This window comes from Campylobacter sp. JMF_15 NE4 (genome assembly GCF_027737645.1).
Lineage (GTDB): Bacteria > Campylobacterota > Campylobacteria > Campylobacterales > Campylobacteraceae > Campylobacter_B.
The window spans coordinates 490,082-503,366 of record NZ_JAOVTY010000001.1; the positions used below are offsets into that span (position 1 = coordinate 490,082).

16 protein-coding genes and 1 tRNA gene are annotated in these 13,285 nt (G+C 41.5%); 3 read left to right on the forward strand and 14 right to left on the reverse strand.

The genetic code is table 11. The features are described 5' to 3' along the window. Positions 1-3: 3 nt before the first annotated feature. The 12 genes from OFN98_RS02500 to murA all read right to left on the reverse strand — a co-directional run bounded on the left by OFN98_RS02500 (position 4) and on the right by murA (position 10,086). Entirely contained in the window at positions 4-345 is a 342-nt protein-coding gene (locus OFN98_RS02500; protein ID WP_270865028.1) for a YbjQ family protein, read from the reverse strand. A 54-nt stretch (positions 346-399) separates the two neighbouring features. Beyond that, a complete protein-coding gene (locus OFN98_RS02505) occupies positions 400-1,569 on the reverse strand; it encodes a pyridoxal phosphate-dependent aminotransferase (protein ID WP_270874692.1) in 1,170 nt (389 codons plus the stop codon). After that, entirely contained in the window at positions 1,566-2,039 is a 474-nt protein-coding gene (locus OFN98_RS02510; RefSeq protein WP_270866313.1) for a hypothetical protein, read from the reverse strand. Before OFN98_RS02510 ends, OFN98_RS02505 begins: the two co-directional genes overlap by 4 nt. Positions 2,040-2,050: 11 nt before the next feature. Next, complete coding sequence (gene cysE / locus OFN98_RS02515) at positions 2,051-2,746, reverse strand: serine O-acetyltransferase (protein ID WP_270874691.1); 696 nt, start codon at positions 2,744-2,746, stop codon at positions 2,051-2,053. 9 nt (positions 2,747-2,755) lie between these two features. Next, positions 2,756-4,591 carry a biosynthetic arginine decarboxylase gene (speA, locus tag OFN98_RS02520; protein WP_270867924.1) on the reverse strand — a complete coding sequence of 612 codons (1,836 nt, stop codon included), beginning with the start codon at positions 4,589-4,591 and terminating at the stop codon, positions 2,756-2,758. After that, positions 4,588-5,829 (reverse strand): histidine--tRNA ligase, encoded by a 1,242-nt coding sequence (hisS, locus tag OFN98_RS02525; protein ID WP_270874690.1) that lies wholly within the window; start codon positions 5,827-5,829, stop codon positions 4,588-4,590. Before hisS ends, speA begins: the two co-directional genes overlap by 4 nt. Next, positions 5,822-6,451 carry a dTMP kinase gene (gene tmk, locus OFN98_RS02530; protein WP_270874689.1) on the reverse strand — a complete coding sequence of 210 codons (630 nt, stop codon included), beginning with the start codon at positions 6,449-6,451 and terminating at the stop codon, positions 5,822-5,824. Before tmk ends, hisS begins: the two co-directional genes overlap by 8 nt. Continuing rightward, positions 6,451-6,924: a pantetheine-phosphate adenylyltransferase gene (coaD, locus tag OFN98_RS02535; RefSeq protein ID WP_270870723.1), complete on the reverse strand. Its 474-nt coding sequence runs from the start codon at positions 6,922-6,924 to the stop codon at positions 6,451-6,453. The genes tmk and coaD overlap by 1 nt, the downstream gene beginning before the upstream one ends. Continuing rightward, positions 6,921-7,481, reverse strand: a complete 561-nt coding sequence (locus tag OFN98_RS02540) for a UbiX family flavin prenyltransferase (RefSeq protein WP_270874688.1) — start codon at positions 7,479-7,481, stop codon at positions 6,921-6,923. The genes coaD and OFN98_RS02540 overlap by 4 nt, the downstream gene beginning before the upstream one ends. Before the next feature lie 31 nt (positions 7,482-7,512). Then, positions 7,513-7,587, reverse strand: a tRNA-Gly gene (locus tag OFN98_RS02545). A gap of 61 nt (positions 7,588-7,648) precedes the next feature. Continuing rightward, a complete protein-coding gene (locus OFN98_RS02550; RefSeq protein WP_270874687.1) occupies positions 7,649-8,821 on the reverse strand; it encodes a molybdopterin molybdotransferase MoeA in 1,173 nt (390 codons plus the stop codon). Then, positions 8,818-10,086, reverse strand: a complete 1,269-nt coding sequence (gene murA / locus OFN98_RS02555) for a UDP-N-acetylglucosamine 1-carboxyvinyltransferase (RefSeq protein ID WP_270876589.1) — start codon at positions 10,084-10,086, stop codon at positions 8,818-8,820. The genes OFN98_RS02550 and murA overlap by 4 nt, the downstream gene beginning before the upstream one ends. 122 nt (positions 10,087-10,208) lie before the next feature. Here murA and OFN98_RS02560 point away from each other — a divergent pair, with 122 nt between their 5' ends. From OFN98_RS02560 to OFN98_RS02570, 3 genes are read left to right on the forward strand one after another with little or no spacing between them, the layout of a single operon-like run. After that, complete coding sequence (locus OFN98_RS02560; RefSeq protein WP_270876590.1) at positions 10,209-10,862, forward strand: NlpC/P60 family protein; 654 nt, start codon at positions 10,209-10,211, stop codon at positions 10,860-10,862. A gap of 19 nt (positions 10,863-10,881) precedes the next feature. Beyond that, entirely contained in the window at positions 10,882-11,457 is a 576-nt protein-coding gene (locus OFN98_RS02565) for a rhomboid family intramembrane serine protease (RefSeq protein ID WP_270876591.1), read from the forward strand. A 33-nt stretch (positions 11,458-11,490) separates the two neighbouring features. Next, positions 11,491-11,979, forward strand: coding sequence for a SixA phosphatase family protein (locus OFN98_RS02570; protein WP_270876592.1), 489 nt, complete (start codon positions 11,491-11,493; stop codon positions 11,977-11,979). An 87-nt stretch (positions 11,980-12,066) separates the two neighbouring features. Here the strand turns inward: OFN98_RS02570 and OFN98_RS02575 are convergent, their stop codons facing one another. After that, positions 12,067-12,552: a hypothetical protein gene (locus OFN98_RS02575; protein WP_270876593.1), complete on the reverse strand. Its 486-nt coding sequence runs from the start codon at positions 12,550-12,552 to the stop codon at positions 12,067-12,069. A gap of 96 nt (positions 12,553-12,648) precedes the next feature. Next, on the reverse strand, positions 12,649-13,128 hold the full coding sequence (locus OFN98_RS02580; protein ID WP_270876594.1) for a hypothetical protein: 480 nt from the start codon (positions 13,126-13,128) through the stop codon (positions 12,649-12,651). Positions 13,129-13,285: the final 157 nt, after the last annotated feature.

Below are 13,285 nucleotides of genomic sequence, written 5' to 3' on the forward strand. Positions count from 1 at the left end.
ATCTTACCTTGCCAAAACTGCCGTGCCATAGACATAAATTTCGCTCGCACCAGCCGCAACCGAGCTAGTGGAAAATCGCAAATTTACAATCGCATTTGCACCCATGGCTCTGGCCTGAGAGCACATACGCTCAATCGCTTGTTCGCGCGATTCTTCGAGTAGCTCGGTATATCCTACTAGCTCGCCACCTACGATATTTTTCAGGCTCGCCATGATATCGCGTCCGAAGTGTTTAGCTCTGACCGTGCTTCCACTCACCACGCCGAAAACCTGCTCGATCTCACGCCCTGGGATTGTCTCTGTATTTACCAAAGTCATCATAAGTGAATTTTTAAAATTTGCCATATTTTCTCCCAAATTTTACAAAATTTGCGAAATTTAAAATTTCGCAAATTTAGCTTATTTATAGTTTTTCACAAATTTTGCTATGCGCGCGATTCCCTCTTTTATCTCGTCCATTGAACAAGCATAACTAATCCTAAAATGCTCGTCCATACCAAATCCCACGCCCGGCACGGTCGCTACAAGTGCCTCATCTAGCAGTTTTGTGCAAAATTTCATACTATCTTTTTCTACGCTCGCGCAGTTGATAAATAGATAAAACGCGCCATCAGGTTTGACTACGCTAAGACCCTCTATCGCATTTATCGCATCTACGGCGTAATCACGGCGTTTTTGATACTCTTTATTCATCATGGCGATATACTCATCAGCCTTGCCTTCTAGCACAGCCACGGCACCTGCTTGGACTATGCTTGAAATATTGCTCGTGCTTTGGCTTTGAAGTTTTTTCATAGCTTTGTTTAGCTCGTCGTTCGCACACGCTGTATAGCCAAATCTCCACCCAGGCATTGCGCCACATTTGCTAAGGCCATTTACGGTGATAGTGCGATTAAACATATCCTCACTGATACTTGCACAAGCTACAAATTCTTTATCAAAAATGATTTTTTCGTAAATTTCATCTGCGATTACGGCGATATCTGTGTCTTTTAGCACCTCAGCGATCGCAATTAGCTCATCTTTGCTATACACAGCTCCTGCTGGATTTGACGGAGAGCAAAGACTAAGCGCTTTCGTGCGTGGCGTGATAGCTGCTTTTAGCTCAGAGGCTGTGATTTTGTATTTATTTTCTGGCTTTGTGTCGATTATGACAGGTTTTCCACCGCAAAATTTAACAATCTCAGGATATGTTACCCAAAATGGCGCTGGCACGATAACCTCGTCGCCATCATCTATCAAACATGAAAAAATATTAAAAAGCGAGTGTTTAGCCCCTACATTTGTGATGATTTGGCTAGGTTTGTAATCCAGGCCATTATCTCGTTTTAGTTTTAGTGCGACTGCGTTTAAAATTTCAGCTGTGCCTGGGATTGGTGTGTATTTGCCACAGCCCTTAGCCATAGCCTCTATCACGGCATCTTTCGCCGCCTCGGCAGTATCGAAATCAGGCTCGCCTGCGCTAAAAATAATCACATCTTTTCCGCTAGCTTTAAGCTCTTTTGCGCGTGTGCTAATGGCGATTGTTAGGCTTTCGCTTAGTCTGTTTATGCGTGAAGCAAGTTTCATTTTTTCTCCTTTTGGTGTGTTTTTAAACAATCATAAATCATCTCTTTGACGCTGAAAGTTTCGTCTTTGCCTTCATAGTTTGCGGTATTATAAATATCGCTTATCTTGCAATCATCTTCACCGCACTCTAATTTATAGATTATTTTTTGACTCTCTGGCGTCCAGCCTTTGCAAATTTGCTCTACCTCTACATCTCCAAATTTTGAAATTTCAAATTTATATTCTGGGTTATCGCAAACATCTTGCCCAGAGATTGTAGGAGCATAATCTAGACAACCAATCTCTCCGTTTGCGAATTCCTCATCTTTCAAAAATGCGATTTTTAAAGAATTTGTGCAAATTTCGCCACAAATTTTATCAAAATTTTCTTGATTTTGATATATTTTTTTAACTGTTTCTATTTTAAGATTATCAAATTCCCCAGCGTTTAACGCACCGCAAATTCCAAGCAAAATCAAAATTTTTCTCATTATCCCCCCTGTTATTTGAGTGATTTTAGATAGTTTTCATACTCTTGGTTGATCTCTTTTTCTTTGTCACAGAGATTTTTATCGCCATTTTGTATGCACTCTTCTAAAATTTCAATTCGTTTGATTAGATATTTCATCAGCTCTTTGTTGATATCTGGGAGTTTGTTATGCGCTAGCGGATCGCTATCGCACTCGCCTAAAATCCTAGCTGGCACGCCCACGGCTGTGGAGTTTGCGGGGACATCTTTTATCACGACAGAATTTGCGCCAATTTTAGAGTGCGCTCCGATTGTGATATTGCCTAAAATTTTCGCCCCAGCTCCCACGACTACGCCGTTTTCTAGGGTAGGGTGTCGTTTGCCCTTTTCCAAGCTAACGCCACCTAGGGTTACATTTTGATAAATCAAACAATTATCGCCGACAATCGCTGTCTCGCCGATGACCAAACCAGCCGCATGGTCGAAAAACACGCCACTGCCGATTTTCGCCCCTGGGTTGATATCCACAGCGGTGATTAAGCGCGTAATACCAGAGATTATGCGCGCGATAAGGCGAAATTTGCGCTCATAAAACCAGTGCGCGAAACGATAATTTATCAGCGCCCACACACCCGGATAGCAAAAAATCACCTCAAATACGCTATTGCAAGCCGGATCTTGGCGAGATGGCTCGGTAAAATCGTGTTTTATAGTTTGCCAAAAAGTCATAATCCCGCCTTATTGGATAGTTTTTAAATAGCTATTATCGTTTAGGAACAAATACAGCTCGCCTAGGACATGCTTTTTCTCTTTTTCTGAAAGCAGTGGCGAGTTTGCGATTCGTTCATTTAGGCTCTCTCTGATATCGACTACATCATAGTCCATATCATCTAAAATATCAATGACAGATTGCGACTCGATAAAATCCGTAATCTCAAATCCGCCGTCTTTTAAAATCACGGTTGCCTCATTTGGGTGCGCAAAGAGGTTGTGATTCATACCAAGCACCTCTTGATACGCCCCGACTAAGAAAAATCCGAGGAAATACTCTTCCTCTTCTGGGTCGATATCGTGCAAAAACAAAGGATTATGCTCTTTATCAAATGTAATCTCGCCGTCGCTATCGCAGGTGATATCCCACAGCGTCGCAGAAAGCGTAGCGCGCTCGTCGAGGTGTTCGAGTGGCATGACTGGGAAATGCTGTTTAATGCCCCAAAAATCAGGCAAGGATTGGAAAAGTGAGAAATTTACCAAATACCGCTCTTGCGCGTTTCCGAGCGAATTTAAGAAATTTCCATACTCTTGCTTATTTCCCAAAAGCGCATAAGCCTTGCGCACGACTAGATGCACCAAAATTTCGCCATTTGAGCGATCTGTGAGATCCACATAGCCCAAATCAAAGAGCGTCAGCACGCTCTCCATGTGCGCCATAGCGTCATGCAGGTATTCAAGGGCGTTTGATGGCTTTAACGAAGTATAAAGATCGTAAAGCTCGGTGATGACTGGCGGATTTTCCTTTTTCAAAGCCAGTTTGGCCTCTGTGTATTCTTGGGTAAAAAGCTCCAAAACAGGCGCAACCAGCACAGCGTGGCTAGCTGCGACATAACGGCCACTTTCTATGAAAATATTTGGCTCAATCTCGTTTTTATCCTGTGCGATTGATTTTAAAAGGAAAACGACATCGTTTGCGTATTCTTTGAGGGTGTAATTTCTGCTGAAATTTTCCTTCACTTGCGAATATTCTATCGCCAAACCACCGCCTAAATTTATCGAATTTAGATTTTTAGCACCCATTTTGCGAAGTTCGGCGTAGATGTTTCCAGCCTCGACTAACGCCTTTTTGAGAGGGTGAATTTCGGTGATTTGCGAACCGATATGGAAATGAATCATCGTAAATTGCTCGATTAGATTATTTTTTTTGAGCAAATTTACAGCCTCGATTAGCTCGGTCGAAGTAAGGCCAAATTTGGAGTTTATTCCGCCACTTTTGACCCAAATTCCGCTACCTGAATTATGAAGCCTTATGCGAAGCCCGATAAATGGCTTTGGCGCAAAGCGTTCTTTGGCGGTTTCGATTATGGTTTTTAGCTCGTTTAGCCCCTCGATTGTAAGCGTGATATTATGCCCCATCTCAGCGGCGATAAAGCCGATATTGATAAGCTCTTTGTCCTTAAAGCCATTTACGGTGATTGGCGCGTTGTCGTTGTTATACGCCATGGCTAAAAGCAGTTCTGGCTTAGATCCAGCCTCCAAGCCATACCCGTAAGGCTTGCCGATTTCGACCAAATTTTTCACAAATCCTGGGAATTGATTTACTTTGAGCGGATAGACGGCGTTGAATTTGCCCTTGTAGTCAAATTCTTTTATCGCGCGGTTGAAATTCGAGTAAATTTCGACGATTTGTTTTTTGATAAGGTGTGGAAAACGAAGCAAAATAGGGCCTCTAATGCCATCAGCCCTGATTTCTTTAACCATATCGACAAGTGGCTGTTTGAAGTCAGAATTCACGCACAACTTGCCAGAATCAATGACGAAATTTGAATTTCCCCAAATATTTAGTCCATAATCGTTCATACTCTATCCTTAAAAAAGTCTTCGATTTCGTTAAATTTAACCATGTCTTGGCTTTTATCCTCTAAATTTTTGCACCATACGCTAGCGTTTTTAAACTCATCTTCGCCGATACAAAGGCAAAATTTAGCCATTTTTGAATCTGCGCTTTTTAGGTGTTTTTGCAAATTTTTTGGCTCGTATGCGATATGAGTTTTGGTGATTGCGCGCAGTTTTTGTCCGATAGCAAACGCACAAGGCACGATTGCCTCGTCCATTGCGCCGATGTAAATTCCGCTGCGAGAGCTAGGGGCTTCTTTTAATTTTAAAATTTCGATTAGCCTTTCAATTCCTATCGCAAAACCCACGCCAAATGTGCTTTTGCCACCCAAAAACTCTACTAGTCTATCGTATCTGCCACCGCCACCGACTGCGCTTTGTGCGCCAAGCTCACTGCTGACGAACTCAAATGCTGTTTTACAGTAATAATCTAGCCCTCTAACCAATCGTTTGTCGATTTCGAAATTTAGCCCATTTGCAAGCAAAATTTCTTGCAATTTTTCAAATTCGCCTTTGCACTCATCGCTTAGATTATCGGTGATTAGCGGGGCGGTGGCAAGCTCGCTTTGGCAGGCTTCGTTTTTGCAATCAAGCACGCGGATTGGGTTTGTGATAATGCGCCTTTTGCAATCCTCGCAAAGCCTATCCTCGCGCTCATTTAAAAATTTGATTAGTTTGTTTTTATACTCTGGCATGCACGAGCTATCGCCTAGGGAGTTTAGTTTGAGCGTGGTTTTTACGCCTAGTTTGCGTAAAATTTCGGCTAGTAACAAAATCACGCTCGCGTCCTCATACACGCTTCCCTCGCCAAAACACTCTACGCCAAATTGGTGAAATTCGCGTAGTCTCCCTCGTTGTGGGCGTTCGTAGCGAAACATCGAGCCAGTGTAGTAAAATTTGCGCACGCCACCAGCCTTGTCAAATTTATTCTCGATAAATGAGCGAACGACCCCAGCCGTGCCCTCTGGGCGCAAGCAGACGCTATCGCCACTTTTGTCGCTAAACTCATACATTTCCTTGCCGACTATATCGCTACTCTCGCCCACGCTTCGGCGAAATAGGGCGGTTTGTTCGAGTTTTGGGGTTTCGATTAGTTCAAATCCATAATTCCTCGCCACACTTTCACACACACGCACGATTTTTGCGAAAAGTTCGGCTTCATAGCCCATTAGGTCGTTCATACCACGCAGTGCTTTAATCATCTATAAATTCCTTTATTTTTTTTGTTATTTTATCAATATCATCGTTTGCATTGACGATTAAAAAATTTAATTTTAGCTTTTGTAAGGTAAATTTTATCTTTTCTTGCACCCTAAGCAGATACTCCGCGCCACGAAGCTCGATTTTATCGTATCCCGCGCGAGTATTTAGCCTAGAAATCAAATCATCTTTGCTAATCTCAAAAAATACAAATTTACCATAAATTTCACCACCAAGCGCGATTTTATTTAGCATTACAAGCTCGTCAAATTTAGCGTTTTCATCGTTTGCTAGGGCATAAGCGATACCTGAGATGAAGCTTCTATCGCTTAGGATTAGATTGTGCGAATTTGGCAAAACAACCTTCTCATGGTGTTCAGCCCGATCAGCTAAAAACAAAAACATCTCAGCAGTTTTTGAGATACTTCCGCAAATTTGACCTAAATTTATGTGGTTGTCGCCGTTAAATTTGAAATTTTCGTTTAAAATTATACTACGCAAAATTTCGCCAAACCTCGTAGCGCCCGGTTCTTTGGTAACTATCGCGCCAGGATAAATTTCAGCTAGGCGCGATATTTGCGTGCTTTTGCCAACTCCGTCAATCCCTTCGAAGGCTACAAACATCAATTTTCCTTTTTAAGCAGTGGCAAAATTTGCTTTGGCACAAACTGCGAAACATCGCCGTCGTGGCGCAGTATCGTGCGAACCATAGAGCTCGAAATAAAGGCGTTTTTCAGGCTTGGCATCAAAAACACACTCTCAAATTTATCCCATAGCGATGTGTTTGTGTAGCTAAGCTGTAATTCGTATTCGAAATCGCTCACCGCGCGCAGTCCCCTAATGCAAAAATTCGTGCCGTGTGATTTAGCGAAATCGACTAGCAGGTTTGAAAACGGCTCGACTTTGACATTTTTTAGATCGCTAAGGGCAAGCCTTGTCATCTCTAAGCGCTTTTCTAGCGAAAAACAAGGACTTTTGCTCTCGCTAAGTGCGATTGCGACGATAACCTCGTCAAAAAGGCCTAGTGCGCGTTTGATTACATCTAAATGACCATTTGTGATAGGATCAAAAGTACCGGGATAGATACATTTTCTCATTTTTGCCACCTTTTAAAGAGATTGTTTGCCACGCCCATGGCGTCGCACCATTTGCCAATTATGAAATTTTGCATATCTTCTAAATTTTTTGCACCGCTATAACCGCCGATAATGGGCGGAGCGATGATGACGCCGAGATTTGCTAACTCGCTCATTGAACGAAGCGAAATAGGCGAAAAAGGCATTTCGCGCACGCCAAGGATTAGTTTTTTGTGCTCTTTTAGCGCGACGGCTGCTGCGCGAGTGCTAAGAGTATCGGCGATACCTGCGTGAATTTTTGCCAGTGAGTTGATAGAGCAGGGGGCAAAAATCGTAGCATCTATGCCAAACGAACCAGACGCCACACTCGCGCCAATATCGCTATCATCGAAGAATTTCACAGCTTGATTTTCGTTAATGAAATTTGCAAAATTTATATTATTTTCGGATTTTAAGACGATTTTTGCATTTTCGCTTATGATTGCGTAAATTTCGTTTGGCGTGGTCGATAAAAATTTGATTAAATTTAACCCAATTTCGCAAAAACTAGCACCGCTTACACAAACTAGGATTTTCATAAGCAAACTTTTTGATTTGAATTTAAAAAAGTGGAGCGGGAAACGAGAGTCGAACTCGCGACATCAACCATGGCAAGGTTGCGCTCTACCACTGAGCTATTCCCGCACGAAGTAAAAAAGAACTTGGATTTTAGCTTAAAATTTCTCATTTGTCAATACCATTTTGCTTAAATTTCATAAATTTTTACAATTTCGCCATTTTTTTGCTCGCATTGCTCAAATTTTGAGAGCATAAAATGCGTCGCTGAACAAAGTGGCTTAATCATAGCCGAGTTTGATTTTATCGGCGTAAAATAGCCGTTTTCATATACGCCTAGGCTTAAATTTATGCGATTTGGGCGAAATTTTAGCTCACCATTAAATTTAGCTAAAATTTCACGCGCCTTAAAATTTTCACCAACCATTTTTTTAAGCACCGGCAAGATTATGATTTTTGCTAAAATAAACGCCGCTAGCGGGTTTCCCGGCATTACAAAAACAAGCTTTTTGTCCGCGTAGTAGCACTTAATCGGCTTTCCGGGCTTTATGTCGATATGCTCAAACACTGGGCTAAATCCAAGCTCGAACAAAATTTGCGCCATAAAATCAGCCTCGCCCACGCTTGCCCCACCGCTTGTGATTATCACATCATAGCTTTGCGCTGCGCTTTTTAGGGCTTCTCGCACTGCGTTTGCTTCGTCTTTGATAATTCCAAGATAGTCGTTTGCGAAATTTTCACTCTGCAAAAGTGCGCAAATCCCACTTGCGTTTGCGTTGTAAATTTCGCGCTCATTTGCGCTTTCCCACGGCTCTTTTAGCTCATCGCCACTCGAAAGCACGGCGATTTTTGGCGTGGTGCGTACGGGGATTTCATTTATGCCTTGCGCTGCTAAAAGCATGATTTTAGCAGCATTTATCCGCTCTCCTGCGCTAAGTAGCACCTCGCCCTCGCGCACTTCTTCGCCCATTTTGCGAAGTCCATCGCCTGCTTTTGCATTAGATGGAATTTGCAAAAACCCGTCCCTAATGCACGCGTCCTCTACGCGAAGCACGCTGTTTGCGCCCTTTGGCATAGGTGCGCCTGTCATTATTTTTTGCGCTTGATTCGGCGAAATTTCATAAAATTTTTGATCGCCAGCAAAGATAGTTGGCTCTACGATTTGCAAACTCTCACCGATTTTTTCGCTGTTATACGCATAGCCATCAAGTGCGCTATTATCGAAGCTTGGCACATTTTTTCGCGCTTTTATATCTTGCGCTAAAATAGCCCCAAGAGAGCGTGAAATTTCAATCTTTTTTTCGCCAAAAAAGCCTAAATTTTGCCTAAAAATCAATTCTTGCGCAGTGTTTATATCAATCATTCTTCTAGCCTTAGAATTTGCGCGCCTAGTGCGCTAAATTTCGCCTCCAAGCTCTCATATCCGCGGTCTAAATGATATATGCGATGCACGCGCGTAGTGCCACTTGCTGCAAGAGCCGCTAAAACAAGAGCTGAGCTAGCGCGCAAATCTGTCGCCATAACATCTGCGCCTGCGAGTTTGCCACCCTTGATTGTAGCGATATTGCCGTTTAGTTTGATATCTGCGCCCATGCGGTTTAGTTCGCTCACATGCATAAAGCGGTTTTCAAACAGCCTTTCCTCGACCGTGCTAGTGCCCTGCGCGACGCAGGTTAGCGCCATAAACTGCGCTTGCATATCGGTCGGAAAGCCCGGATATTCGGTAGTGATAATTTTGGTCGCTTTGATTTCGTCTGCTGGCAAAATTGTGATTTTAGAGTCGTTGCCGCTGCCTGAAATTTCAAATTTAAATCCCATATCCTCAAATTTCGCTAGCACAGCGCCCAAATGCGCAGGATTTACGCTTGTAACGCTGATTTTAGAATTTGTTATCGCCCCGGCGCATAGATATGTCCCAGCCTCGATACGATCGGGGATTACAGTGATTTCGTTGATATTTAAAAGTTCGCCCGCTGTGCCTGTGATTTTAAGCTCGTCAGTGCCGATTCCTTCGATTTTTACGCCAGCACTAGCTAGGGCTTCGCACACAGCCACGACCTCTGGTTCTTTGGCGGCGTTGATTATGCAGGTCTCCCCATGCGCTAACGCAGCCGCCATTACGACATTTTCGGTGCCTGTAACGGTGATTTTATCAAACGAAATATTCGCACCCTTTAATGCGCCCTCGCACACAACATAGCCTTCTTCGATTTTTACCTGCGCACCCATTTTTTCGACTGCCCTTAGGTGCAAATCAATCGGCCTTGCCCCTATCGCACACCCGCCTGGCATGCTAACTTCTGCCTTGCCAAAACGCGCTAGCAATGGACCAAGAACTAAAATCGAAGCGCGCATTTTGCGCACGATGTCATAAACTGCCTTAGTTGAGTTTATCCCTCTTGGATCAATTACGGCGGTATGAGCGTCCAAATACTCGCATTTTGCGCCTAAATTTGCCAAAAGCTGGATTAGGGTTTTGATATCTGAAACATCTGGTAAATTTTTAATTGTAACTGGGTTTTTGGATAGTATAATTAGCGCGATTAGCGGTAGTGCCGCGTTTTTGGCGCCTGAGATTTTTATTTCGCCACTAAGCTTGGCTTCGCCTTTGATTTGTAAATAGTGCATTTTCTCTCCGTTTTGATTGCAAAAATTTCGCCGTGATTATACATAAATTTGCTTTAAAATTACTATTTTATTACATTTGGTTGCTAAAATGAAAACACATTTTGTATTTTTTAAGGTAATTTATGAAAAAAATTTTTGCTTTATTTTTAGGGGCGTTTTTGATGAGTGGCTGCTCGTGGCTAGCTCCGTTTTCATCGCCTGCAAACCCCACTACGCAAGGGGATTATGAGGTTTATGAGGATAACTCTGGCTCATCACAAATCCCAGGAAATACCTACAACACTACGCTCATTTCATGGGTCGATAAATACACCGGAACCAAGGTAGGCGGGGATTGTAGCGGGTTTATCACAGCGCTAAATTCTAAAAACAAAGAGATTTTTTTCAACTCAAAAGAGTTGCCTAAGTATTTCACAAACGGCAGAAAATCACAAGCGATTTATAATTATTACAAAAAACGCGACCTAATCGCGCACAAAAACCCGCGAATAGGGGATTTGATATTTTTCCAAAACACCCTTCAATCAAACAAAAAACGCCTAAATAACGAAATCAGCCATATCGGCGTGATCCGCGAAATTTACGCAGACGGCAGGATAAAATTCGTGCATAATTCGCGCGGTAGAAACAAGGTCGATTTTGTAAATTTAAACAAAAAAAATACTCACAAAAACGGCAAAAAAATCGAAAACAGCTATATCGTGCGCTGCGGAAGCAACAAAGTTTCTTGCCTAGCTTCAAATCGCTTCGCAGGATATGGTCGCGTAAAACAATAAATTTAGGAAATTTATGCAAATGGCAAATTTCGGACAAAGAACGAATTTCGGGCAGGCAGGCAAACTCACACTAGCTATCATCATCGCAAACTGCGTGCTTTTTGTCCTAGCAAATTTAATCCCAAATTTGGGCGCGTATTTGGGGCTAAATTTGCTATTTTTTGACGGATTTTTTTGGCAAATTTTATCATCATTTTTCATGCACGCTGGAATTGCGCATTTGGCGATGAATATGGCTGTGCTGTATCAATTCGGCTCCATTTTAGAGCGATTTTTCGGTAGCGTTAAATTTACGATTTTATATTTTGGGCTTGGAATTTTTACGAATTTAATCTGCCTGATTTACATTTTTTGCGCTTACAAATTTATGGGACAAAATATAAATTTAATCGGTGCGAGTGGCGTAATCTGCGCGCTTTTGGGCGTGATTTTGTGCTATGAGAGGCAAAATTTAAAAAGCGTTTTGGCTATGGTTGCGCTTATTAGCTTTGCTCCGCTTTTGCTAGCTTCAAATGTGGCGTGGTATGCGCATTTGATAGGGTTTGGGGCAGGGTTTGGATTCGGCAAGATACAGCAAAAATTTAAAATTTTGTAAAATTTTGCGTAAAATTATACGAAAAGGAAATTTATGAAACAAATTTATTTTATCAGACACGCCAAAGCTGAGGCTTTCGCACAGACAGATTTCGAGCGCAAACTAAGTCAAAAGGGCGAAGACGACGCAGGCAGGCTAGGGGAGCTTTTGGCAAAAGAGGGGATAGTGCCTGATATCATCATCACTAGCCCTGCCAAACGCGCACTAAAAACCGCCAAAATCATAGCCAAAAATATTGGCGCCAAAGATATTTTAAAAGAAAAAAAAGAGCTTTACGACATTAGCGCGCGAGAGCTGGCGGAGTTTGTGCGCATGCTCAATGAAAAATACAAAGTGGTTTTTATAGTAGGTCACAACCCCACAATCGGCGCAGTGTGCGAGTATTTCAGCAACTCAGTAATCGAAAAATTTCCAACTTGTGCGATTTTCGGACTAGAATTTGAAGCTGAAAATTTCGCCGAGATTAGCGAGCATAGCGGGAGAGTTTTGGTTTTTGACTATCCAAATTTGCATTTACAATAGATTTTGCAAGGGGAATTTTAAAGTATTTTGCAAAATTTAAACGCCAAAACGGCGTTTAAATTTATAAATTTTATCTCACAACGCTGATTATTCTGCTGCGCCGAGCGTTCGCTCTCTTTTGTCGATACTTATCTGTCCGGCGTAGAGATTGCGGTATTGCGCGTGTAGATTGTATCCGTCGAAATCCTCGTCCTTATAGACGGCCTTGTATAAATCGATCGCCTTTTTTATCCTGAAATGTAGGCTGTCGCGCGGATACTTGACATCTTTGCTATACATTTTGTTAAAAATATAATTCAGCAAGATAAATGCTTCTTTTCGCGTTAAATTTTGCTTGTTTTTGAAAAATTCTTTTTCGTCGAAAATCAGCACGAAACCATAGTTAGGATCGGTGTTTTGCTCGGTTTCGTTATAGTCAAATTTGACATAAATTTTCTCTTTGATTTGCACGAATTTCATTTCGTTGAAATCGAATTGAAAATAGTTCGGAACACCCCTGAAATTCGAACGCCCACCAAATTGCTTTAAATATAAATTTTTGTTATCGCCGATTATTACAACATCGAAAAGCATATCAAACCTTTATCATATATATAATTCATAATTTTAATAAATTTGGGTAAAAACTCGGTAAATTTGTAAGCCAAATTTCACAATTTTCAATGAAATTTAAACTAAATTTTGCGCCAAATTTTCGCGATGATCGATACTCAAACACCCCACAAACACATTTCGATACTGCGCGTGCATGTTGAATTTATGGTCTTTTTCTTTGGTGAAATTATAAATTTTGTTTAAAAACTCAATCGTTTTTTTTATTTTTGCGTGCAGGCTGTCGCGCGGGTATTTGACATTTTTGTCATAAATTTTATCAAAAAGATAGCTTAGCATATAAAAAATCTCTTTTTTAGAAAGGTGAGTTTTGTTGTTTATAAAAAATTTATTGTCCTCGAAAACAAGGTAAAATCCGTAGTCCAAATCAGATTTGCAACCTGTGGATTTGATAGAAAGTTTGTTGTTTAGCTTGACAAAAGACATCGCAGAAAAGTCGAATTTCAGGTAGTACGGGACGCCGTTTAGGTTCGAGCGACCAAACCGCTTTAAATATAAATTTTTCGTATCGCCAATTAAACTGATATCAAAAAGCATATTAAACCTTTCTCATCTGATTGGTCTAGGCATTATAGCGCAATAAATTTAATATAAAATTAGAAGCGTGATTACATTTTAGGTTTATGTATTTTTAAATTTTATTTTTAGTATTGAAAACTGCAATTTTCATTTTTACTTTTATATCCGAGTTCGC

What these genes read in the sequence shown, in the direction of transcription:
- coaD (WP_270870723.1), bottom strand. Translation starts at nt 6,924, where the DNA reads ATGAGAAAATGTATCTATCCCGGTACTTTTGATCCTATCACAAATGGT.
- OFN98_RS02565 (WP_270876591.1), top strand. Translation starts at nt 10,882, where the DNA reads ATGGCAAATTTCGGACAAAGAACGAATTTCGGGCAGGCAGGCAAACTC.
- speA (WP_270867924.1), bottom strand. Translation starts at nt 4,591, where the DNA reads ATGAACGATTATGGACTAAATATTTGGGGAAATTCAAATTTCGTCATT.
- tmk (WP_270874689.1), bottom strand. Translation starts at nt 6,451, where the DNA reads ATGTTTGTAGCCTTCGAAGGGATTGACGGAGTTGGCAAAAGCACGCAA.
- OFN98_RS02550 (WP_270874687.1), bottom strand. Translation starts at nt 8,821, where the DNA reads ATGATTGATATAAACACTGCGCAAGAATTGATTTTTAGGCAAAATTTA.
- OFN98_RS02580 (WP_270876594.1), bottom strand. Translation starts at nt 13,128, where the DNA reads ATGCTTTTTGATATCAGTTTAATTGGCGATACGAAAAATTTATATTTA.
- cysE (WP_270874691.1), bottom strand. Translation starts at nt 2,746, where the DNA reads ATGACTTTTTGGCAAACTATAAAACACGATTTTACCGAGCCATCTCGC.
- OFN98_RS02560 (WP_270876590.1), top strand. Translation starts at nt 10,209, where the DNA reads ATGAAAAAAATTTTTGCTTTATTTTTAGGGGCGTTTTTGATGAGTGGC.
- hisS (WP_270874690.1), bottom strand. Translation starts at nt 5,829, where the DNA reads ATGATTAAAGCACTGCGTGGTATGAACGACCTAATGGGCTATGAAGCC.
- OFN98_RS02510 (WP_270866313.1), bottom strand. Translation starts at nt 2,039, where the DNA reads ATGAGAAAAATTTTGATTTTGCTTGGAATTTGCGGTGCGTTAAACGCT.
- OFN98_RS02570 (WP_270876592.1), top strand. Translation starts at nt 11,491, where the DNA reads ATGAAACAAATTTATTTTATCAGACACGCCAAAGCTGAGGCTTTCGCA.
- OFN98_RS02505 (WP_270874692.1), bottom strand. Translation starts at nt 1,569, where the DNA reads ATGAAACTTGCTTCACGCATAAACAGACTAAGCGAAAGCCTAACAATC.
- OFN98_RS02575 (WP_270876593.1), bottom strand. Translation starts at nt 12,552, where the DNA reads ATGCTTTTCGATGTTGTAATAATCGGCGATAACAAAAATTTATATTTA.
- OFN98_RS02500 (WP_270865028.1), bottom strand. Translation starts at nt 345, where the DNA reads ATGGCAAATTTTAAAAATTCACTTATGATGACTTTGGTAAATACAGAG.
- OFN98_RS02540 (WP_270874688.1), bottom strand. Translation starts at nt 7,481, where the DNA reads ATGAAAATCCTAGTTTGTGTAAGCGGTGCTAGTTTTTGCGAAATTGGG.
- murA (WP_270876589.1), bottom strand. Translation starts at nt 10,086, where the DNA reads ATGCACTATTTACAAATCAAAGGCGAAGCCAAGCTTAGTGGCGAAATA.